Source organism: Streptomyces sp. NPDC037301 (assembly GCF_055602785.1).
This window is the reverse complement of the sequence record NZ_JBVJWD010000023.1, coordinates 41,454-62,174: the sequence shown is the minus strand read 5'-3', so window position 1 is coordinate 62,174 and position 20,721 is coordinate 41,454. Positions and strand designations below refer to the sequence as shown.

19 protein-coding genes and 1 pseudogene are annotated in these 20,721 nt (G+C 70.8%); 4 read left to right on the top strand and 16 right to left on the bottom strand.

Annotated features, from left to right (window positions below):
• Positions 1-45: 45 nt before the first annotated feature.
• The gene (locus ACZ7IB_RS30415; protein ID WP_470916995.1) at positions 46-795 is read right to left on the bottom strand and encodes a DUF4118 domain-containing protein; all 750 of its coding nucleotides are present in this window, start codon (positions 793-795) and stop codon (positions 46-48) included.
• On the opposite strand from ACZ7IB_RS30415, the pseudogene ACZ7IB_RS30410 reads away from it, so the two are divergent.
• The 3 genes and pseudogenes from ACZ7IB_RS30410 to lysA all read left to right on the top strand — a co-directional run.
• Positions 773-1,094 (top strand): annotated as a pseudogene (locus ACZ7IB_RS30410) (SPFH domain-containing protein); the annotation flags it as partial. The gene ACZ7IB_RS30415 and the pseudogene ACZ7IB_RS30410 sit on opposite strands and share 23 nt — an antisense overlap.
• A 176-nt stretch (positions 1,095-1,270) precedes the next feature.
• Positions 1,271-1,711, top strand: coding sequence for an SAV_915 family protein (locus ACZ7IB_RS30405; protein ID WP_470917048.1), 441 nt, complete (start codon positions 1,271-1,273; stop codon positions 1,709-1,711).
• Between the two features lie 65 nt (positions 1,712-1,776).
• On the top strand, positions 1,777-3,108 hold the full coding sequence (gene lysA / locus ACZ7IB_RS30400; protein WP_470917047.1) for a diaminopimelate decarboxylase: 1,332 nt from the start codon (positions 1,777-1,779) through the stop codon (positions 3,106-3,108).
• Here the strand turns inward: lysA and ACZ7IB_RS30395 are convergent.
• The 6 genes from ACZ7IB_RS30395 to ACZ7IB_RS30370 all read right to left on the bottom strand — a co-directional run bounded on the left by ACZ7IB_RS30395 (position 3,083) and on the right by ACZ7IB_RS30370 (position 10,051).
• Positions 3,083-3,643, bottom strand: a complete 561-nt coding sequence (locus ACZ7IB_RS30395) for a hypothetical protein (RefSeq protein ID WP_470916994.1) — start codon at positions 3,641-3,643, stop codon at positions 3,083-3,085. The genes lysA and ACZ7IB_RS30395 overlap by 26 nt on opposite strands.
• Positions 3,644-3,825: 182 nt before the next feature.
• On the bottom strand, positions 3,826-4,578 hold the full coding sequence (locus ACZ7IB_RS30390) for a DUF4118 domain-containing protein (RefSeq protein ID WP_470916993.1): 753 nt from the start codon (positions 4,576-4,578) through the stop codon (positions 3,826-3,828).
• A gap of 942 nt (positions 4,579-5,520) precedes the next feature.
• Positions 5,521-6,147, bottom strand: coding sequence for a glyoxalase (locus ACZ7IB_RS30385; protein ID WP_470916992.1), 627 nt, complete (start codon positions 6,145-6,147; stop codon positions 5,521-5,523).
• Between the two features lie 5 nt (positions 6,148-6,152).
• Positions 6,153-6,614 carry a helix-turn-helix transcriptional regulator gene (locus ACZ7IB_RS30380; RefSeq protein WP_470917046.1) on the bottom strand — a complete coding sequence of 154 codons (462 nt, stop codon included), beginning with the start codon at positions 6,612-6,614 and terminating at the stop codon, positions 6,153-6,155.
• A 359-nt stretch (positions 6,615-6,973) separates the two neighbouring features.
• Positions 6,974-7,384: a VOC family protein gene (locus tag ACZ7IB_RS30375; protein WP_470916991.1), complete on the bottom strand. Its 411-nt coding sequence runs from the start codon at positions 7,382-7,384 to the stop codon at positions 6,974-6,976.
• A 189-nt stretch (positions 7,385-7,573) separates the two neighbouring features.
• Entirely contained in the window at positions 7,574-10,051 is a 2,478-nt protein-coding gene (locus ACZ7IB_RS30370; protein WP_470916990.1) for a sensor histidine kinase, read from the bottom strand.
• 342 nt (positions 10,052-10,393) lie between these two features.
• On the opposite strand from ACZ7IB_RS30370, the gene ACZ7IB_RS30365 reads away from it, so the two are divergent.
• Complete coding sequence (locus ACZ7IB_RS30365) at positions 10,394-10,564, top strand: hypothetical protein (RefSeq protein WP_470916989.1); 171 nt, start codon at positions 10,394-10,396, stop codon at positions 10,562-10,564.
• 92 nt (positions 10,565-10,656) lie between these two features.
• Here ACZ7IB_RS30365 and ACZ7IB_RS30360 read toward each other — a convergent pair whose 3' ends face one another.
• The 9 genes from ACZ7IB_RS30360 to ACZ7IB_RS30320 all read right to left on the bottom strand — a co-directional run bounded on the left by ACZ7IB_RS30360 (position 10,657) and on the right by ACZ7IB_RS30320 (position 20,625).
• Entirely contained in the window at positions 10,657-12,018 is a 1,362-nt protein-coding gene (locus tag ACZ7IB_RS30360) for an aldehyde dehydrogenase family protein (protein ID WP_470916988.1), read from the bottom strand.
• 37 nt (positions 12,019-12,055) lie between these two features.
• A complete protein-coding gene (locus ACZ7IB_RS30355; protein ID WP_470916987.1) occupies positions 12,056-13,831 on the bottom strand; it encodes an asparagine synthetase B family protein in 1,776 nt (591 codons plus the stop codon).
• Between the two features lie 81 nt (positions 13,832-13,912).
• On the bottom strand, positions 13,913-14,455 hold the full coding sequence (locus tag ACZ7IB_RS30350; RefSeq protein WP_470916986.1) for a hypothetical protein: 543 nt from the start codon (positions 14,453-14,455) through the stop codon (positions 13,913-13,915).
• Between the two features lie 99 nt (positions 14,456-14,554).
• Positions 14,555-15,466, bottom strand: coding sequence for a hypothetical protein (locus ACZ7IB_RS30345; protein WP_470916985.1), 912 nt, complete (start codon positions 15,464-15,466; stop codon positions 14,555-14,557).
• Entirely contained in the window at positions 15,463-16,659 is a 1,197-nt protein-coding gene (locus tag ACZ7IB_RS30340) for a hypothetical protein (protein ID WP_470916984.1), read from the bottom strand. The genes ACZ7IB_RS30345 and ACZ7IB_RS30340 overlap by 4 nt, the downstream gene beginning before the upstream one ends.
• Positions 16,656-17,720, bottom strand: a complete 1,065-nt coding sequence (locus ACZ7IB_RS30335) for a hypothetical protein (RefSeq protein ID WP_470916983.1) — start codon at positions 17,718-17,720, stop codon at positions 16,656-16,658. The genes ACZ7IB_RS30340 and ACZ7IB_RS30335 overlap by 4 nt, the downstream gene beginning before the upstream one ends.
• Positions 17,717-18,436, bottom strand: a complete 720-nt coding sequence (locus ACZ7IB_RS30330; RefSeq protein WP_470916982.1) for a cupin domain-containing protein — start codon at positions 18,434-18,436, stop codon at positions 17,717-17,719. The genes ACZ7IB_RS30335 and ACZ7IB_RS30330 overlap by 4 nt, the downstream gene beginning before the upstream one ends.
• A 63-nt stretch (positions 18,437-18,499) precedes the next feature.
• Positions 18,500-19,882 carry an alpha/beta hydrolase gene (locus ACZ7IB_RS30325; protein ID WP_470916981.1) on the bottom strand — a complete coding sequence of 461 codons (1,383 nt, stop codon included), beginning with the start codon at positions 19,880-19,882 and terminating at the stop codon, positions 18,500-18,502.
• Positions 19,883-20,259: 377 nt separating this feature from the next.
• Positions 20,260-20,625, bottom strand: a complete 366-nt coding sequence (locus ACZ7IB_RS30320; RefSeq protein WP_470916980.1) for a DUF4190 domain-containing protein — start codon at positions 20,623-20,625, stop codon at positions 20,260-20,262.
• Positions 20,626-20,721: the final 96 nt, after the last annotated feature.

Genomic DNA, 20,721 nt, shown 5'->3' with positions numbered 1-20,721 from the left:
CAGATCTGGAGAGCCTTCTCGTCGTCGCCTCTTGCGTTTGGCGTCCTACGAGTTGTGGCCGGGCGCTCGGGTCACCGCGACCAGACGCGCGGCGAGTGGGGGTGCCGCCCCGGGCGCGGGCCGGAGCAGGAACCGGCCGTGGAAGCGTCCGTTGTGGAAGACCCGCAGTTCCAGCTCCTCGCGGGGCAGGCCGTCGCGGTCGGCGTCCCAGCGCCGGTGGTCCCAGGAAATGGTGCCGTCCTCCTCCAGACGGGGCGGGCGTCCGATGAGGGTGCCGTACTCGAAGCGGCAGCCACTCAACCTGAGCGGTCCCACGAGCTGCCGACACACATGGTCGATCACGGTGTGCGGGCTGGTGGCGGTCTCGGCCAGCCGGGCGGTGTGGTGGATCTGTGCCAGGTAGTCGTCGTCGGTGAGGGCGATCGCCTTCAGCTCGCGGGCCCGGGCCGCGAGCTGGGAGACGGCGATGCCGACGACGAGGAGCAGCACGGCGGTGATGACGCCGGCGGCATCGATGATGGTGAACTGTCCGTAGGGGCGGGTGAGGAAGAAGTCGAACCGCACCGCCGCGGACGGGGCCGTGAGCGCACCGGCGAGGCGATGGCCCAGGGCGGCCACGGCAGCCACGACGACGACGAGTGCCAGGGCTGCGTTGGTGTTGGACATGTCGGCCACGAAGGGCACCAGCACCGCGCACACGGTCGGCGGCAGCGCAAGGGCTGCCCCGACCTCCACCTGGCCCCGGGTGAGGTACCGAAGCATGAGGCTGGAGACGCCGGCGGTGGGCTGGGGCATCCACATCGACCGGGTGGAGATCAAGGACGTGGCGCTGCCCGAGTCCATGAAGCGGTCCATGGCCCGCCAGGCGGGGGCCGACCGCGAACGGCGCGCCCGCGTCATCACCGCGGACGGCGAGCTCCAGGCGTCACAGAAGCTGGCCGAGGCGGGTCGGGCTGTGCAGGAGAACCCATCGGCGCTGCAACTGCGGCTGCTCCAGACGGTGGTGGAGGTCGCCGCGGAGAAGAACTCGACCCTGGTCATGCCGTTCCCGGTGGAGATGCTCCGCTTCTTCGAACGCGCGGCCCGCCCGGCGAGCGAGCCCCACCGCGCCGAACGGGGCCGTACGAGTAGCCGTCGTCAATCGCGCGTCAAGGGTCGGGTGTGCGGGATCAAGGGGCCGCTAACGGAGACCTCCGGCCCGGTAGGAGCGGGCATAGCGTCACCGGTATGCCCCGGCTCGCCAGTAGTCCGGGGTGATGTACCCGTCTCCATGAGGAGTGCCATGAACGACAACCAGTGTGCCGAGGACCCCGACCCCCTTCGATCGAACCGGACCGGAGCGTTGTTCGTTCCCGTCCGGCCGGGGCCCGTGGGCTACTGTGCCCGCCTCTTCCGTACGCCCCTTGGCGTCCGCACCGCAGTCGCCTTCACCGACGAGCGACGATTGACCCTCACCCTGGGACAGCGGCAGACCTGGATCCGGCTCGCCGAGTCGGCGGTACGTGCCCTCGTCGCGCCCTTGGGGGTTGTCGACCTCGTCGTCGACCCGCTACTCGCTGCCCCCGGGCCCAGTGCCTCACCCGCTGTGACGTTCACCGGCCGTCCGGCCCCTGCGCCGCAGCGCGAGCACCGGCCGGACCGGGATCTGCGAGCGGTCGATGTTGTCCGCGTGACCGGCACACAGTCGTTGTCTCCTGCATCAACCTCTTGATCGGCTGAGGGAACACCATGACCACAACACTGCCAGGACTGTCCGTTCCTGCGCCGGCACCGACCATGCCGCACGTTGCCCCCGTGCCGCCGGGCAACGCCGCAAGTCTGTCCGTCTGGCCCGCGTCGGCGCGGCTCGGCTCCCGCGGTGATGTCGCGGTGGGAGGCGTCTCCCTGGTCGAGGTGGGCGAGCGGTTCGGTACCCCGGTCTATCTCCTCGACGAGGGCGAGGTGCGGGAGCGCTGCCGCACCTACCTGCGGGCCTTCCCGGACACCGATGTCGTCTACGCGGCGAAGGCCTTCCTGTGCCGCGCCCTCCTGCACTGGGTGCAGGAGGAGGGCCTCGGCCTGGACGTCTGTTCCGCGGGCGAGCTGGAACTCGCCGTCACCACCGGCTTCCAGCCCGAGCGCATCGTGCTGCACGGCAACGCCAAGAGTCCGGACGACCTGAGCGCCGCACTGCGCCTGGGCGTCGGACGGATCGTCATCGACAGCGCGTGGGAGATCGCCCGGCTGTCCGCGCTCATCCCGGCCAGCGGCCGCCAGAAGGTGCTGGTGCGCGTGGTTCCGGGCGTGAGCGCGGGCAGCCACGCCGCGATCCGCACAGGCACGGACGACCAGAAGTTCGGGCTGTCGATCACCGACGGGAGCGCTCAGCACGCCATCGCCCGGATACTCGACCAACAGCGACTGGAACTGGTCGGACTGCACTGCCACATCGGCTCGCAGATCACCACGGTCAAGCCCTACCTGACTGCGCTGCGACGGGTGGTCGGGCTGCTTGCCCAGATCCGCCACCAGCACGGAATCGTCCTGCCGGAGCTGGACCTGGGCGGCGGGCACGCGGTCGCCTACCGGCCGGGGGAGACCGCGCTCGACATACCGTCCCTCGGTGCCCGCATCCGCCGCGAACTGGTTACGAGCTGCGCCGCGGCCGGGATCCCCGTGCCCCGGCTCACCGTCGAGCCCGGCCGTGCGCTGGTCGGGCCCGCAGGTGTGGCGCTCTACCGGGTGCTTGCCGTCAAGAGGACCGGCGACCGGATCTTCGTCGCCGTGGACGGCGGAATGAGCGACAACCCGCGGCCCGCGCTGTACGGCGTCCGCTACGCACCCCGGCTCATCGGCCGTCGCTCGACGGCCGAGCCCTGCACGGCGACCGTCGTCGGCCGGCATTGCGAGGCGGGTGATGTGCTCGCCGCCGATGTGGCCATGCCGGGCGACATCCGCCCGGGCGACCTGGTCGCCATCCCGGTCGCCGGCGCCTACCACCTCTCCATGGCGTCCAGTTACAACGCGGTCGGCCGCCCGCCGGTGGTCGCCGTCCACGACGGCCGTGCGCGGCTACTGGTCCGCCGCGAATCCCTCGCCGACATCAACGGCCGCGACGTCGGTCTCTGAACCGCGCGCACCCATGCCCGTAACGCTCCCGACGACCGCCGACCGTGAAGGAGCTGATATGTCCTGCACCAGCCGTCCGTTCCGTGTCGGTGGGCGGGTGGCTGATCGAGGCGGTGCGGAAGGCGCCGGTGGCGTTGATCGTGGCGGCAACGACAAGGGGCAGTATTGCGAGGCCGGTGAAGCCCGCGATCAGCTGAAGGACCTTGCGCGCCCGGGATTCGTCGGTGGCCGGATCGCCCATGGTGAAGATGTCCAGCAGGGGCAGGTACACCGCCTTCCACAGCGGTACGTCGTCGACCGTGCAGTAGGTGGCGAGAGAAAGAAGCGCCACAACCGCTGCCAGCACACCGAAGACAGACATCATTTCGCGGGAGACGAACACCTTCCACGGCAGATGCGTGAACCGGTCGCGCAACCATCCGCCGACCGTACACGAGTCTGCGGGGGTCTCCGGGACACGGTCGTGGGTGACTTCCTCCAGCATCAGCCGGCCGTGTGTGAACTGGCTGTGGTACGAGGTGACGGTGTCCGGCAACAGCTGGGTACCGTCCTCGCCGGGCGTCTCCGCACCGTCCTCGCTGCGCGGATCGTCCCTGCCCGTGGCGGAGAAAACGGCCAGAGTGGCGAGGCCCGAGGTATGCGGTGGCGTTCCGGCCGGGCGAACAAGGCCTCGGAAGACCTTGCCCGCGACCTCGCATCGCCCGGCGCTGCGCCCCGTCAGCCGCGTTCCCTCGTGCCGATCGTGGCCATGGCCGCCCCCGCCTGGTCGGCCAGGGTCACCGCTACCAGTCTCGCCTGCAACGAGGCAGGCTCCGCGCCGGGCGTCGGCACGAGCATGAACCTGCCGTAGTAGTGGCCGTTGCCGGTCGCGCGCAGCTCGATCGCCTCCTCCGGCCAGCCCCTCCGCTCCATGTCCCACGTTCGCCGCCCGACGACCACGTCACCGTCCTGTTCCAGCCGCGGCGGGTGCCCGAGCAGCGTTCCGTACTCGAACCGGCAGCCCTTCAACCCGAGCAGCCGGGTCAGCTCGCCCCGGACATGGTCGACCACCGCGTCGGGGGAAGTCGTCGACTGCGCCAGCTGCGCAGTGTCATGGATGGCGGCCAGGTGGCCCGCGTCGGTGATAGTGACCACGTGGAGCCGCCGGGCCCGCGCAGCCAACTGCGAGACGATCAGGCCGACCACCAGGAGTAGCGCGGCCGTCTGGATGTCGTTGGGATCGTCGATGGTGAAGTGCTGGTACGGCTTGGTGAGGAAGAAGTCGAACCAGACGGCGGCCGAGAGCGCGGCGAGCGCGCCTGCCACCCGGTTTCCGATTGCGGCGACCGCCACGACGACCACGACGAGGATCAGCGCCGTGTTCGTACTCGTGAGGTCCGTACGGAAGGGCACGAGGATTCCGGCGACGGCGGGCGGGCAGGCCAGGGCCGCGGCCACAGCCACTCTGTCCCGCAGCGGGAAACCGGACATGAGCGCCTCCTGAGGTCTGACTCCCACGATGCTCCCTCACCGCCGGAAGCGGTAGCCGAGACCCGGTTCGGTGATCAAATGCTGAGGATGGGCGAGGATCGGCGGGTCGGTTTCCAGCTTCTGCCGCAGCGTGGCCATGTACACCCGCAGGAGTGGTAGTCCTCGCGGTGTTCATCACCCCAGACCTCGCTGAGCAGCGCTTCTTCCGCTGGCAGCCGCTCGGGACTGCGCAGCAGGCGAGCCAGCGGCCGTCGCGCATGAGGTCGCGTACTCGCAGCTCGTCCGCCTCCCGCCATGCCCGGATGCGCCGCGGCCGGATCAGGAAGTACTGGTAGGGCTCGTCGAGCTCGCGCGGGCCGAAACCGGGCTTGGTCGCGAACGCGTCGCCCGTCTCCGGGCCGAGGCCGGCGATGTCCACCGGCTCGGCGGTGCCGTCGACGATGACGTCGCGGGTCGGCCCGAGGCCGAGTCGCCCCCGGCCGTCCGCCAGCAGGTTGCGGCCGGTGACCGAGGCGAGCGGCGTCGAGATGAGGAACGCGGTCCCGTCCCAGAGGTACGAGAGCGGGATGAGGTGGACGCCGCCCGGGAGCCCGACGCCGCGCCCTAGAGATCGACGTCGCTCTCCAGTTTCGCGCGAGTGGCCCGCAGTCTCTCCTCAAGCCCACGCGGCGGCGCGCCCGTCGTACTTCCTCCAGTCACTTCGTGGAAAGCCCTTCCTCCAGGGGAGGGGCTGCGTCGGTCATCGTCGGTTCACCGAGGCCGTGGGCTTCGCGCGGCAGCGACAGTGCCCGAACCCCAGGGCCGGCAAGGCGTGCGATGGACTCGGTCCGAGTGACGATGGTGGTCGGCTGCGGCGGGCGCATCAGCTCGGCACCCGGCACCGCCCCGAGCCCGGCGGCCGTCTCGTGATCGGCGACCAGGCAGGGCGGGCAGCAGTGACACTCAGGGCGCGGGTGCCGGCGATGCGGCCTCCCATGCAAACCCGTCCGGGTCGGTGAAAGGCCCGGCATCGCCACCGATCACGAGCCGGTGCGATCCGGTGCCGTCGGGAGAGACACCGGCGTCCTTGGCAAGGGCACGGCGCCTGTACAGCGCCGGCTTGACGGGTCCCGACCCAGCAGCGAACTCGACGTACTTGCTACCGAAGCTCTTTGCCACCGCCAGGCCTTGGTCGACGTAGAACCGCTTGCTCGCGGCCACGTCCGCGACTCCCAGCAGGAGCACGATCTCGTCGATCTGCCGGGTGGCAGGGCCGGTGTCCTTCTTGGCCGAGGTCGCGACCTTCCAGATCGTCCCGTCCGGGGCTTGTACGACACCGCCGTAGCCCCAGAGCGACTTCGCGGCAGGCTTCAGCGGCGTGGCGCCGGCGTCGAGGGCGGCGTCGATGAAGCCGTTGACGGTGGCCGGCTGGGACACCGTGAGCGACAGCGTGAACCCACGGAAGCCGGTCGTCGGTGCCTGCGAGGCCCGCAGGCGCACCTGTGTGTCCAAACCGAAGGCGGTGGTGCAGAAGCGGTTGGCGGCCGTGGGGTCGGCCACGTCGAGGGTGACGGATTCGATGGATGCCATGGCCATCACGCTAGTTGCGGCTCGGCGACCGGCGCTTCTTGATTCCTGACCGGTCTTGTCACCTGTTTTGCCACACACGGTGGCATCCCCGCAGCGCCCGTTGCGCGGCGCCGGTAGTCGCTGGGCGGCATGCCGACCAGCTCGGTGAAGCGGGTGCTGAAGGTGCCCAGCGATGAGCAGCCGACCGCGAAGCAGACCTCGGTGACGCTGAGGTCGCCACGACGCAGCAGCGCCGTCGCGCGCTCGATACGACGCGTCATAAGGTACGCGTACGGCGGCTCGCCGTAGGCCAGCCGGAACTGGCGGCTGAGGTGGCCGGCGGACATGTTCACGCCGCGGGCGAGTGCCTCGACGTTCAGCGGCTGCGCGTACTCCCGGTCGATCCTGTCGCGGACGCGGCGCAGTCGCGCAAGGTCGCTCAGGCGCTGCGCCGCGGTGCGTGCACGCCCCCACGAGGGGTGACACATGGGAGAACTCCTTTTCATCGATGTCCGCGAGCACCTGGATTGCATGCCGAGGCAGGCGGCGAGGTGCTCGATGGCGATGACCGGCTTGCCGGAGTGGACGAGCCGGTCGAGCAGGCCGAGCAACTGCTCGACGTCGGTGGGATGGAGGCCGGTGGTCGGCTCGGCGAGGATGCAGACGCCGCCCTTGTGGGCGGCCGGCGTGCGCGCCTCGGCCTCGGCGACCGACATCGCGAGCACCTGTGCGATGGTGCGGCCGCCGAGGGGGTGGTCGAGGACAGCGGCCCGGGAGCGCCGGCCGCCGCATTCTTCGCAGGTGATCGCGACGCCGGCCAGCATGGCCGAACCGATGACCGGACGGCTCAGCGAAGCTCCTGGACGCGGACCAGGTTGCCCGCGGGATCGCGGAAGGCGCAGTCGCGGATGCCGTACGGCTGCTCGGTCGGCTCCTGGACGACCTCGGCGTCGCCGGCCTGCAGCTTCTCGAAAGTGCCGTCGAGGTCCCGGGTGGCCAGCAGGATCCAGCCGTAGGTGCCCTTGGCCATCATCTCGGCGATGGTGCGGCGCTCGTCCTCGGTGACCCCGGGGTCGGCGGCCGGCGGCGCCAGGAGGATGGACGTGCCGGGCTGGCCGGCGGGGCCGACCGTGATCCAGCGCATCTTGCCCTGTCCGACGTCGCTGCGGACCTCGAAGCCGAGGGCGTCGCGGTAGAAGGCCAGGGACGCGTCCGGGTCGTCATGCGGGAGGAAACTCGTGTGAATGGTGATGTCCATGACGGTCAGACTAGGAGCGGCTTCGTGACCCGCGCTTCTCGATTCCTGATCGATCCGGCCATCTGTTTCGCCACACGCGGTCGCATCCCCGCCGTCGCGCGCACCGCCTGGCGCCGCAGTCGCGGGCCCGGAGTGCGGTGCTCAGGCCACTGAGCATCCTGGGTTCGCTGTCGACCACGAGCACGCGCTTCACGAGAGCTCCCGTACGGCGGCGGGAAGCGACAGGGTCATGGTCAGGCCCCCGCCGGGGGTGTCTTCCGGCGCAAGGGTGCCACCCATCGCCTCGGCCAGGCCCCGGGCGAGCGCGAGGCCGAGCCCGACCCCGGTCGTGTTGTCCGTGTCGCCCAGTCTCTGGAAGGGCACGAAGGCCCGCTCACGGTCGGTGACCGGCAGACCGGGGCCGCGGTCGATGATGCGGAACTCGACCCGGTCGGCCAGCGCGCTCGCGGTGATCACGACCGAGCGGTCCGGCGGGGTGTAACGGACGGCGTTCCCGACGAGATTGGCGATGATGCGTTCCAACAAGGGCGGATCCGCCAGAACGGCGGGCGCGTCCTCGGAGATCCGGACCTTCACGTCGGTCGGGTCGCAGGGCAGCGAGTCCAGAGCTGCCGGCAGCACTTCGTCGAGGGTGGTGGCCCTCAGATTCAGGGTGAGGGCCCCTGCCTGGAGCCGGCTCATGTCGAGAAGGTTGTCCACCAGCCGGTTCAGCCGGGCCATGGACTCCTCGGCCGTCGCCAGCAGCTCGGCCCGGTCCTCGTCGCTGAAGTCGACCTCGGTGCTGCGCAGGGAGCTGATGGCGGCCCAGCCGGCCGCCAGCGGGGTGCGCAGATCGTGGCTGACGGCGGCGAGCAGCGCTGTACGCATCCGGTCGGCAGCCTTCACGGGCTCTATCTCGGCGGCGGCCTCGGCGAGGCGTGCGCGTTCGAGGGCCGCGGCGACATGCGCGGTGAAGGCCGTCAGAACACGCAGCTCGGATGCGGGCAGGGTGCGGCCCCGCAGCACCAGGTGGGCGTCGGGACCGACCGGTACGTGGACGGCGTCGTCGTCCGTCGTCGGCTGAGCGAGCAGTTCGGCGGAGGTCATTGAGAAGGTCTCTCTCGTACGTTCGAGCAGCGCCGGGATCGCTTGGTCCCCGCGGACGATGGACCCGGCCAGCGAGGACAGCGTCTCCGCCTCGGCCGTGGCCCGGGCGGCGCGGCGCGACAGCCGCAGCGACCGGTCGACGATCACGGCCACGGTGGCTGCGACGATCGCGAACACCAAGAGTGCCAGGATGTTGTTGGGCTCGGAGATGGTGAACTCACCGATCGGCGGTATGAACCAGTAATTGAGCAGCAGGGACGCCGTCACCGATGCGACGAGCGCGGACACCACTCCGCCGACACAGGCCACCCCGACCACCACCACGAGAAACAGCAGCGCCTCACTCGTCAGGTTGAGGCTGCCTCGGGTGCTGTCCAGCAGGAACGTCAGAGCCACCGGAAGAACCAGGCCTGACACCGGCCCCGCGATGAGCCGCGCGGTCGGCAGGGTGCGCCGCCGCGAGGGCAGGAGCCGACCTCCGCCGGCACGCTCGTGGGTGACCATGTGCACGTCGATGTCCTGCGACAGTTCGACGATCGTTTCGCCAATGCCGCGGCCGGTGAGGAACCGCTCCAGGCGCCGCCGCCTGCTGGTGCCCAGTACCAGCTGCGTGGCGTTCTCGGCCTGTGCGAACTCAGTGAGCGCGGTGGCCACATCGTCGCCCACGACGGAGTGATAGCTGCCACCGAGGCTCTCGACGAGCGCCCGTTGGCGGGCCAGCGAAGCCGATGAGGCACCGCCGGTCAGCCCGTCGCTGCGCACGATGTGCACGGCCAGCAGGTCACCGCCTGCGCTACGGTCGGCGATCCGGGCCGCGCGGCGGATGAGTGTCTCGCCCTCGGCGCCACCCGTGAGCGCCACCACGACTCGCTCGCGCGTTTCCCAGACGCGCTCTATGCCATGTTCGGAGCGGTACTTCTGCAGCGCTTCGTCGACGCGTCCCGCCACCCACAGCAGGGCCAACTCCCGCAATGCGGTGAGGTTTCCGGGACGGAAGTAGTTGGCCAGGGCGGCGTCGATCTTCTCCGGTGCGTAGATGTTCCCGTGCGCCATCCGGCGGCGCAGCGCCTCGGCCGGCATGTCGACGAGCTCGATCTGATCGGCGCGGCGCACCACCTCGTCGGGGACGGTCTCCGGCTGCGGCACATCGGTGATCTTCTCGACGACGTCGTTGAGGGAATCCAGGTGCTGGATGTTGACCGCGGTGACGACATCGATGCCGGCGGTGAGGAGTTCCTCGATGTCCTGCCAGCGCTTGGCGTGCCGGCCGCCGGACACATTGGTGTGAGCGAGTTCGTCGACGAGCGCCACCTGAGGACGTCGGCGCAGCACCGCATCGAGGTCCAACTCGCTGAACTCTCCGCCCCGGTGGGAGCGTGCGGCACGGGGGAGGACCTCCAGGCCGTCGAGCAGCTCCTCGGTGAGCGGTCGGTGGTGGCATTCCACGAAGGCCGCCACGACATCGGTTCCCCGCTGTGCTCTGCGGTGTCCCTCGTCGAGCATCCGGTAGGTCTTGCCGACGCCGGGGGCCGCCCCGAGGAAGACCTTGAGCCTTCCCCGTCTCCTGCCCGATTCCGTCACGGCACGCGCCTCCTCACGCCGCACGCACGCCCGGTCACAGGGCCTTCCTGCGTGGCCGGGCGACAGGTGCCGCTGATCAGCATCGGCCGTGAGCGGCGGGTAGGGGGCCTGGCCCGGCGACCTTGACGCGATTCTGATCCGGTCCGCTGCGGGGGCGACGGGCGCAGCCCGGCTCGAAGAACTCCTGAGCAATGGCTCAGACGTCGCCGCGCCGGGACGCCGGTGAGTTGCGCGTCCTGTTCACCGGGGTATCAGCGGCGCTGGGGCCTCCGAGGGCTGTTTGCCCGACGTGCCCGGGACGAGGACAGCGCTCGTGCGGCCGGTGATCTCGCTGCCCTCGGCGTGTCCTTCGGTCCCTGCGGCGCCGCATCCCTGGCCGGAATCCGCGCCGCGCTCACCGGCGACTGCGCCGACGAGCGCCGCACGACCCTGGGCCTCGGCCCCGCCTCGATATTCGTGCTGCTCAGCACCGAAGGCACCGCCGCCAACCCCCACTCCACCACCGATCACTGAAGGACCCGTTCGTTGTAACACCGCATGATGTCCGCCCACGACCGCATCACATACGACGTCACGCGCCCGCCGTCGTCCGGTGACTCTCCACCTCAGCTCTCGGGTACGCCGGGCGCCAGCCGTACGGTCACCGTCTTGGGCCGTTGATACTCCTGGAGCGCCAGAGTGCTCAGGTCCGTGCCGTGGCCGGACGAGCCACGCCCGCTGTGCGGGAGCTCCGCCGTCTGCACCAGATGGCAGTTGAGCCAGGCCTCGCCCGCGTCGAGGCGGGCCGCGAGATCGAGCCCCGTGCCGAGACCGGTCGTCCAGACACTGGCCGCCAGGGCCTGCGGGACACTGTTCGCCAGGGCCAGAGCCGCCTCCACTGTGTCCGCGTGCTGGACCGTGAGGAGCGGGCCGAAGACTTCCTCGGTGACCGTCGGGTCGTCGTGCGGGAGATCCGCAAGGAGAAGGGCCGCGCGCCAGTGGCCGTGCTCCTCGCCGGGCGGGGCGGCGATGTCCGCCGCCAACTGTCGCTTCGCCGACGAGGAGGCGACGAGGGAGTCGTAACGCGTCACCTGGTCCGGGTTGTTCAGCGGGCCGAAGTCGCGGCCTGCCAGCCGGGCACCCATCGCCTCCGTCAGGCGGGCCACCGTCGACTCGTAGTTCTCCGTGAGCGTGATGACCCGGGCCGGCGCCGCGCAGCTCTGCCCCGCGTTGTACGTGGCCGCCTTCGCGAGCGACGCATACGTGTCCGCAGGGGCGTCCGGGAGAACGACGGCCGGGGCGTTGCCGCCCAGCTCCAGGCTGATCCGGCGCGTGCCCGCCCGTGCCGCCACATCCAGGCCCGCCCGGCCGCTGCCCGTGAACGCGACCATGTCCACCGGGGACTCGACCAGCAGCCGACCCGTCCGCCGGTCTCCCGGAAGCGACTGGAGCACTCCCTCGCCCAGGGTCCGCGCGGCGTGCTCCGCCAGCAGTTCCAGCGTGTCCGGAGTGGTCTCCGCCGGCTTCACCACCACCGTGTTGCCCGCGGCGAGCGCCGGGGCGCAGCGCCAGGCCGCCATCATCAGCGGGTAGTTCCAGGGGACGATCACCCCGACCACGCCCATCGGCTCCCAGCGCACCCAGCTCTCGTGCCCGGACACCAGCCGGCCCGCCGCCGGGGCCGTCCGGGTCCGTGCCGCCGTCGCGTAGAAGCGGAACAGATCCGCCACCTGTTCGATCTCGCCCGCCGTCTCCGTATCCGGCTTGCCCGTCCCGGCCCGCTCACGAGCCGCGTACTCTGCCGCTCCGGCCTCGATCAGCGTCGCCAGCCTGTCCAGACGTCGTGCCCGGTCCCTGGGGGTCAGGGCGCTCCACGTGCCCAGCGCCGTACGGGCCGCCGCCACGGCCACAGCCACCTCGGGCTCGCGGGAGACGGGCGCCGTGCCGCGGGAACGGCCCGTGCGAGGGTCGGTGAGTTCAGTGTTCATCGTTGCTTCCCGCTCGTCGCTTCCTGCTGCTCATTCGTCACAACGCGTAGGATCGCAGCCACAGTTCCAGCGTCAGCACCAGCCACAGCTTGCCGCCCTGACGGGGCAGAAGGGTGCCCTCGCCCTTCATCCAGGTGCGGACCGTGTCCGGGCGGAACAGGCCTCGGCGGGCCGACTGCCGGCTCAGCAGCAGATCGTTCCCGAGATCGTGCAGAGGACCCGTCAGCCACTGCTGCACCGGCACCCGCATCCCGCTCTTCGGACGGTCGACGACCGTGTCGGGCAGGAGGTCGCGCGCGGCCTCCTTGAGGATCCACTTTTCCGCCGAGCCACGGAGTTTGTACGTCGGCGGCGTCGCGAACGCGTGGTCGACGACCCGGCGGTCGAAGAGCGGTGCCCGGCCCTCGATGCCTTGCGACGCAGTCAGGCGCTCCACCTTTGTCAGGATGTGGTGCGCGCCCTTGGTCCGCAGATTGCAGTGAAGGAGCTGGTTGAGGAGATGGCCCATGCGGTGCGGGCTGTCGGCGCCCGGAGTCAGATACGGCTCCACGAACCGCTGGGGGCGCGGGGCGTCCCGCAGCGCGTCGAGCGTCTGCGCGGTCAGCAGCGTCGGGAGGTCCGTCCAGCACTTGCGGTACGAGCGCAGATACGCCGTCGCCCGGTCCTCGTCCCAGGGCGCCCCCGGTTCACGGTGCATCTCCTGCACCAGCATCGGGAGGTTCTTCGGGCCGCCGAACACGGGGTCGCCTCCCTCGCCGTTGAGCACCACAGAGGCGCCGTCCGCGGCCACGGCCTCCGCGAGCAACAGGTTCGGGACCGTCAACGGATCGCCCACCGGACTGTCCAGGAGCGCAGCCGCCTCCGCGAGCCGTGAGGCGACCGTCTTTCCCGACACGTTCAGGACCCGGTGGCGGGTATGGCAGTGGGCGGCCACCAGGCCCGAGTAGCCCAGCTCGTTGGGGAGTTCGTCGCCGAAGCTGATCGAGTACGTGTGTACCGGATGGCTGTGGAGCTTCGCCGCCAGCGCGGTGACGAGGGAGCTGTCGATCCCGCCGGAAAGAAGGACCGCGGCCGGCTCCGCCTCCGGGAGCCTGTCGGTCGTCGCCCGCTCCAGGAGCGCCCGCAGGGCCAGGACATGCTCCGTCGGATCCTGCGGCACCGGCTGCGCGATGTGCTCGCGGGGCTCCCAGTGCACCGCTTCGGTGACTGTGCCGTCCTCCGCCAGTCGCAGCACCCGCCCGGGCAGGACCTCCCGCACGCCGGTCAGGAGCGTCTCCTCGCCCGGCAGATAGGCGAAGGTGAGGAACGAACGGACCGCGGACAGATTCATTGATGTACCGAGTGCGGGCCAGCGCCGCAGCGCCCTCAGCGAGGTCGAGGCCGCCCAGGCTCCTTCGGCGCGGGCATAGAAGAGAGTCCGGGCGCCCACCTGGTCGCGGATCAGGATCAGGTCCTTGCCGTCCAGCACGGCCAGCACGAACATGCCCTCGGCGAGCGCCACCCCCGCGTCGCCGAGCCGCGCCCAGCAGCGCAGCAGGAGTTCACCGTCGGAGCACCGGGCGGGTACGGGGGTCCCCTCGGCGTGCAACGCGGACAGGAGGGCCGGGCGGTTGTGGAGGGTGACCTCGCCGACCGCCGTCAGGCCGTATGCCGTGAACGGGCCTTCGGCCCGGCCGGGTTCGCCCGCGATCAGTCCCAGATCAGCCCCGGCGACGTCCACGGATGCCCGGCCGGTCCCGGCCGCACCCATCGCCTCGACATGGGACCGGGCCTGCCGGGTGGTCGGGGCCAGGCAGACGCAGAAGCGTGCCATGGACGGCTCCTTTCCTTCGTGTTCTCTGGTCGTACTGCTACCGCCACCGCTACGGCCTCCGGTGGTGCCGACGCGGCCGGCTCAGCCGAAGTCGTCGTCGCTCCAGGCGTCATCGCCGTTGTCCCAGCCCGCGTCCCAGTCGGCCGTCCCGCCGTCACCAAAATCGCCGCTCCCGCCTGCGCCCGAGTCGCCCGAGGACGACGACTGGCTCTGTGCCTGCTGCTGGCGGAGCTCCTCTTCCTCCTCCGGGCTCATGCTCAGCGGCGGCAGCTGGGCGGCGGTGATGGCGAGGCCCGCCACGCCCAGGCCCGCGAGCATGACGCCCATCCTGCCGCCGAACGATGTCCGGTTGACCATCACCGTCTCGCTACGGCCCCACAGGGTGCGGCCGTATCCGATGTCGCGGGCATACGTCACCGTGCCGTCGGCGAGGGTGCGCTTGATGATGCGGTTGCCGAGGAGCTCGTCGGTGCCGGAGGCGTTCCGGTTGTCGTGCCAGCGCACGAGGTCGCGGTGGGATCCCTCGCGGTGGCGCCACTCCTGCCGGCCGTCCTCGTAGCGCCGGTGGACACTGCCGTCGGCGAGCAGTTCGTCGGAGTAGCCGATCTCTTGAGGTCGGATCATCGGGTGCATTCCTCGGGTCTGTGGGGCGGTCGTGGCCGCGGGAGCCAGGGCCCGCTCGGACGGGTCACCCCGCGGTTCGCGGGCGGGTGACGCGGTGGGTCATGAGGCGGGCCAGGTCAGGAAACCCGTCGTACGCAGCCCGCGCAGTTCGGTCCACATGGAGTTCCGGGGCGGTCGGGGTCCCCGTGTGAGGCGCAGCACCGTACGCACCAGGCGGGGCGGTGACACCGCCGCGACCTGAGTGAACCGTCCCCGCGCCAGCCACGCGGCCTCCTGGGGCCGCAGCGCCGGGGGCCAGGGTCCGTGAGGCGGAGCCGGTGCCGGGCCGCGGCCGGTGGGAAGTCGCAGAGCCGCCGCGTGACGGGGTACGAGTCCGATCGACGCCACCCGTATGCCGGGGACGCGGCCGAGAGCGGCCCTGATCCGCGCGGGGAGATCGATGCCCTCAGGACTCGCGTCGTGCAGCACATGGACCGTCGCGCCCTCCGCCCGCTCCAGCGCCGCGACGAGGCGAGCGGCGAGCGGCAGAGCATGGACCGCCGCGAGGACGGGGCAGCCCGCCTCCAGATGCACATGGTTGGCGAGCAGCATGCGGGCGATCGAGCGGTCCTGGCAGACGAGAAGGCGGGGCAGCCCGTAGGCGTAGAGGTCGGGTTCGGAGGAGTCGGGTGTGGCCGGGGGCCGTGGCGGCGCCGACGGCACCGGCGGGAGCAGGCCCTCCACGGTCTCCCTGCCCCGCGCCTCCAGGGCGCGCGTGAATGTGGGCAGACGCAGGGGAGGGGCCGGGGTCCGCGGGATGCGGGTGAGCAGGGTCGCGGCCGGGCTCAGGACGCGACAGGTCTCGTAGTAGAGCTGCCGTTCCGTGAACCTGATGCCGCCGGGGCCCGCGGCGCGGGCGGCGGCCCCGGTGATCGCGAGATCGAGGAGGCGGGCGCCGGACCCGCGGCCGGTTCGGGGAGCCGGGGCGATGGAGGTCCCGCTTCCGGGAGCCTGGGGGCGTCGCGTGGTCATGCGGAGCCGGTGCCTTCCTTCTTGGACGTGCCGGCGCCGGGTCGGCCGGTGTCCCGCACTCGTGGGGTCTGCGCGGTCTGCGGTGCCTGCGGCCAGGTGAGGAAGCCGTTGGTGTGGGCGTGCCGGGGGCCGGGCAGCGGGGTGGTCAGGGCCCGCTCCACCGCCCGTACGACGATCGATTCGAGGAGGCGCGGCGGCACGGCGGCGATCGGGCTCCAGAAGCCGTCGGCGAGCCACTTGGCGTCGGCCTCGGGCAGACCCGCGACCGTGCGGAGCTGTTCCGCGTCGGCTAACCGATTGTGCCGGGCGAGCCGTACGACGCCCTGCTTGCCCCTGGCCGCGGAGACGGGGAGGCCCGCGTCCACCACGACCCGGTCGGGCTGCGCGGCACGGATGAGCGGTGCCAGCAGGACGCCCAGCGGGTCGGCGTCGTGCAGGACGACCACCGGGAGCCCGCTGCGGTACGCCGCGAGTTCCTTGAGGGCCCCTGCCACGACGTCGGAGCGCCCCGCGGTTCCCTCCGGGCCGGCGGCCTCCAGGAGGACGGCCCCCAGCCGGCCGGGAATGTCATTGGCCGTGAGGAAGAGGGCTGCCACCCGGTCGGCGCAGAGAATCACGGCCGCGGGCCGGGACAACGGAGCAGAGGCACGGGAACGGCTCGCGCTGCGCGGCCGGGGCACGGGGCGCGCGTCGTCGACGACGCCTTTCGGCAGCCGGCCGTACGCCGTCGACCAGGCGCCCGCCATCAGCTGACGGAAGGTCTCTTCGGAGGGGATGAGCTGCGAACGGGGCGGCCGACCGGGGCGATGGCGGATGGCCGATGCGACGACGAGGACGACGCACCCGCCGGCTCCGGCGACGAACGCGAGGACACCGTCGGTCAGGACCGCGCACAGGAGGAGGGCGACGGCCACCGGCAGAGCCACGAGCCAGCGGATCCGGGTCGGCACACCGTGCGGATCCTGCTCGGCCCACGCGTAGTTGCGGGTGCGGGACAGGTACCAGAGCTGAGTCAGGGTGATCTTCAGGCGGCCGTGGTCGGTGGCGCGCTTCGCGATGCGCCGGATACGGATGTCGTGCATGCCCGTGCCGTGGACCGCAGGGTCGAGTGCGAAGCGCTTCCCGCAGCGCGCACATACCCGGCCGGTGCGCTCCTTGCCCGTGAGCGAGGCGGCGCAGGCGGGGCAGATCATCGCTCACCCGCCCGGTCCTGGGCCGTCGGGCCGGGGCAGGTCATGAATCCCACGGACGCGGCACGGCGCCGTTCCGGATCGACGTTCCGGGTGACCTGTTCGGCGATCCGGGTGACGGCGGCGAGAAGCCGGGCAGGGGGCATGCCGACGAGCGGGAACCGCCAGCCCTTTCCCAGCCACTTCAGCTCCTCCTCGGTGAACTCGCCGAGTGCGGTGAGCCGCGCCATGGTCTCCCGGTCGGGCCGACCGCCCCGGTCGCGGTAGGGCACGGCCTGGGCGAGACCGCGGACGGTGCGCAGCGGCAGTCCGGCGTCGATCACCGTGCGTTGCCCCAGACTCTCGCGGACGCGCCGGACGAGGAGCTCCCCGTGCGCGTCGGCGTCGTGGAGCACGATCACCGGGCCCTGCGTGGGCAGGGCCCGGACTGCGTCGAGATCCTTGGCCGGCGCGATCCCGTAACGGGCGGGCAGTCCATCGGCGATCAGGAACGCCGTGATGGAGCGGTCGGGGCACAGGAGTACGGCACCGGGCTGAGCGTCGGAGGGCGCACGAGCTCTGGCCCGTGAGGGAATGGGAGGGGTGTCGTCGACCACCCCGGGCGGCAGCCCGCCGTACACGTTCCGCCAGGGTGCGAGCGCCTCCGAACGGAACGCCGCACGGCTCATGACCGGGAAGCCCCGGCCCACACCGGCGGCTCGTGCCAAGGCGAAGCACGCGGAGGCGAGCAACAGGGCGCCCGAGATGAGGAGGAGGTACGTGATCTCGGTGAAGGTGGCGAGGACGCCGACGAACAGGCCCGCGCCGAGCGAGGCACTCGCACACCCCGGCGCGAACCGGCTCTCCTTGAGGCGCTTGCGAGAGAGCGCGTACCACAACTGGTCCGGCGCCACTGCGATCCTGCCCTCCTCCGTCACCTTGGCGAGGATCCTGCGCACCCGCAGGTCGCTGAGGCCGAGGGAGTTGGTCTTGGGGTCGAGCGCGTACGTGCGCCTGCAGTGGGAGCAGGTGTTGTTGGGACGCTCCTTGCGGAGCAAGTTCTTCTCGCAGTGCGGACAGATCACCGGCGGACCTCCAGTGCGGTCGCCACACGGCGCAGTCGTTCGGCCAGACGCTCGCGGACGGTGGTGGTGGCGATGCCCCGGTCCCGCTGAAGGTGCTCGATGTCGCGAAGGGCGGCGGCGAGTGCGCGGTAATCGGTGGCGGTGGCCACGGCCACCTGGCCGGCCGTCGCGGTGTCGCCCGTTGCGCGGCGCTCCGCCTCCCCGGCGGTTATCGCGTAGTCCTCGTGGTCGATCCCGTAACCGGTGTTGGCTGCGAGGATCGTCAGCGGATCGGTGCCCCTGTTCGCGAAGGAGTGGGGCATCATCTCCGGAATCCGTATCAACATCCCGGGAGTCAGCGGTACTTCGGCGACCCGGTCGCGGTCCGCGTCGTGGAGGCCGCACGCCGCATGGCCCAGGCTGAGGACGAAGTGTTCACCGCCGTGGGCATGCGGAGTGAAGGCGCTGCGCGGCCCCACCACACCGAGTTTGACCGTGGCGTTCGAGGGACGTTCGGGGGAGGTCGCCGCGTCACCCACCAGGTAGTGGGCGAACTGCCCGTCATCGATGAAGCGGAGGAACTCCCGCTCGGGTCCCAGCTCGCGGGCGCCCTCGCGGTCGGCCAGCTCGATGCCTCCGTCCGGCCTCAGGTGGTACAGCTCCACACCCTCGGGGAGCGTGCCCCACGCTCCGCCCGACATGGCGTCGGATATGCCGTCATGCGGTCTCCCGGACATCGCGCATCCCCCTGTGTTCCTGTGCGCGGCGCGCGCTTCGCATGCGCATCGTATGGCCTTGATTCACAACAAGGGGAGCCTCTGGGGCGACTCTTGGACAACGTGCGCTGGAACGGCGGGTGAACGCGCGTCGGCCGGCGCTTGGCAGGTCAGGTCCTTGACCGGGAGCCTGCCCGTGGTCAGGTAGACCGTGGCGCTCTTGTCCGCGCAGGACTTGAAGGGGTAGACGCCGTGCCCCTCTCCCCCGGCGACGGTGACCATCCGGGAGCCGCGCAGGGCCCGGTGCATGGCCTGGCCGGCGGCCAGGGGCGTCTGGGGGTCCCACTCGTTCTGCAGGATCAGTACTCTGACCTTGTTGTTCACCGTTGTCGTGGGCTCGCTGCCCGGCTTCCAGAAGGCACACGGTGTGATGTTGGACGCGAAATCGCCGTACAGCGGATACCGGGCCTTGTCACGGATCGCGTCGCGGCGGTACTGCTCGGGGTCGCTCGGCCACGTACGGGCGTCGGTGCACAGGACAGCCCAAGCGCTGGCGTCGGAATTGTCCAGGGGAACGTCACGGGCGAACGCCGGCGGGGCGGGGGTGAGCGCCCGCTCGGGCGTGCCGGACGAGGCCGGCTTCTTGCCCTCGGCCGCCTTCTTCAGCCCGGCGACCCATTCGGCGGCTACCTGAACGCGGAAGAACTTGTGGCGCTTGGCGCGGATGTCGTCACCTGTGAGGGGTCCCTCGTCGGAGTCGATGGGCTTGCGGTTGGCATGGGCGACCAGGTCCCAGAAGGTCTTGCGGACCTCGGCTGGGGTATTGCCCAGTTCGTACGTCGTGTGTCGCTGGGCAGTCCACCTGCTCCATCGCGTGAAGGCGGGCCCGGTCCCCTCTGCCATCCCCTGGAACATGCCCCGCCAGATCCGCGTGGGGTCGGTTGCGCTGTCCAGCACGAACCGGTCGGTACGTCGGGGGAACATCTGTGTGTAGACGGCGCCGAGGTAGGTGCCGTAGGAGTACCCCAGGTAGGAGATCTTCCTCTCTCCCAGCACGGCACGGATGACGTCCATATCGCGAGCGGTGTTGCGGGTGGTGAAGTGCCGTAGCGTGTCACCCCCCTTGGCCTGGCACTTGTCGGCCACCGTACGGGCCCACCGCACATCCTTCGCGAATGTCTCGGCCTTGTACGGGCGCTCAGTGATCTTTTCGTCGCCAGCCAGACCGCAGCTGACGGGGGAGCTCTGCCCGACGCCCCTCGGGTCGAACCCGATGAGGTCGTACTGTCTCTTCACTTGCCCGGGGAGGTCCGCTCCCAGGTCGACAGGCATGTTCAGGCCCGGCTCGCCAGGGCCGCCGGGGTTGAACAGCAGAGCGCCGCGACGTTCCTCGGCGCTGCTTGCCTTCAGCCGGGATACCGCGATGTCGATCTTCCTACCGCCGGGATCGCTGTAGTCCAGCGGCACTTTGAGAGCCGCGCACTGAAAGGTGGTGGGGCTCCCCGCGTCGCAGCGCTGCCACTGGGGCTTCTGCTGCGTGTACTGCCGCAGAGGGTCCTTGGCAGCGGAGGCCTCAGATGCGGCAAAGGCCGTTGCGGGTGTCAGCGCCCGAAACGAAAGTCGTCGCGATGCCGACGGCCAGAAGAGATGCCATTCGTGTGTTTCGCACAAAGATGCTCCTGCTTGCTGGGGAGAGGTGACTGGCCCTTCCGCCCTTTTGTGCGCGGGAGGTTGGCGAGGCCGTCGGGGACGTGAACTCGCCGGCCGTTGAGAAGCCGTTGCGTCGGCCGCCCGGGCGGTGCCCCGCGGCTGCGGTCGTTGCCGGCTGTGCTGCCGACCGCCGGTCAGTTTCCCGTGAGCTGCTCGTGGACGCACTGCTTGTATTGCTGGAAGCTGTCGGGCTGGTAGCACTCCTGCGTGTTGTTGGCGTACCAGACCACGAAGAACGCGACCAGGATGGACACCACGATCGCGATGGCCGACGTCACCACGCCGGTGATGGCCTTGCCCCGGCCGACGCCAGTCCGCTTGGTCGTCGTCAGGGCGACGATGCCCAGGATCAGGCCGATGACGCCGAGCAGGCCGCCGATGAAGAGGATCGAGGTGATCAGGCCGATGACGCCCAGCACCATGGCGGTCCCGGCCAGGCTGTTCTTGCCGCCCGGAGGCCGCATGCCGTAGCCGCGGCCCTGGGAGCCGGGGAAATACACGTCTGCCCCAGCGGCCCGACTCGACGCTGCCCGAGTCGGCGTTGACGTCGTCCGAGCCGCCACAGCCTCAGCCGGTGCCTTGTGATTCGGCGACAT

Bases quoted from the DNA above. Each gene is read 5' to 3' on its own strand.
- ACZ7IB_RS30385 (WP_470916992.1), bottom strand. From the start codon at position 6,147: ATGGCATCCATCGAATCCGTCACCCTCGACGTGGCCGACCCCACGGCC.
- ACZ7IB_RS30380 (WP_470917046.1), bottom strand. From the start codon at position 6,614: ATGTGTCACCCCTCGTGGGGGCGTGCACGCACCGCGGCGCAGCGCCTG.
- ACZ7IB_RS30345 (WP_470916985.1), bottom strand. From the start codon at position 15,466: ATGACCACGCGACGCCCCCAGGCTCCCGGAAGCGGGACCTCCATCGCC.
- ACZ7IB_RS30330 (WP_470916982.1), bottom strand. From the start codon at position 18,436: ATGTCCGGGAGACCGCATGACGGCATATCCGACGCCATGTCGGGCGGA.
- ACZ7IB_RS30415 (WP_470916995.1), bottom strand. From the start codon at position 795: ATGCCCCAGCCCACCGCCGGCGTCTCCAGCCTCATGCTTCGGTACCTC.
- ACZ7IB_RS30340 (WP_470916984.1), bottom strand. From the start codon at position 16,659: ATGATCTGCCCCGCCTGCGCCGCCTCGCTCACGGGCAAGGAGCGCACC.
- ACZ7IB_RS30390 (WP_470916993.1), bottom strand. From the start codon at position 4,578: ATGTCCGGTTTCCCGCTGCGGGACAGAGTGGCTGTGGCCGCGGCCCTG.
- ACZ7IB_RS30350 (WP_470916986.1), bottom strand. From the start codon at position 14,455: ATGATCCGACCTCAAGAGATCGGCTACTCCGACGAACTGCTCGCCGAC.
- ACZ7IB_RS30375 (WP_470916991.1), bottom strand. From the start codon at position 7,384: ATGGACATCACCATTCACACGAGTTTCCTCCCGCATGACGACCCGGAC.
- ACZ7IB_RS30405 (WP_470917048.1), top strand. From the start codon at position 1,271: ATGAGGAGTGCCATGAACGACAACCAGTGTGCCGAGGACCCCGACCCC.
- ACZ7IB_RS30355 (WP_470916987.1), bottom strand. From the start codon at position 13,831: ATGGCACGCTTCTGCGTCTGCCTGGCCCCGACCACCCGGCAGGCCCGG.
- ACZ7IB_RS30360 (WP_470916988.1), bottom strand. From the start codon at position 12,018: ATGAACACTGAACTCACCGACCCTCGCACGGGCCGTTCCCGCGGCACG.
- lysA (WP_470917047.1), top strand. From the start codon at position 1,777: ATGCCGCACGTTGCCCCCGTGCCGCCGGGCAACGCCGCAAGTCTGTCC.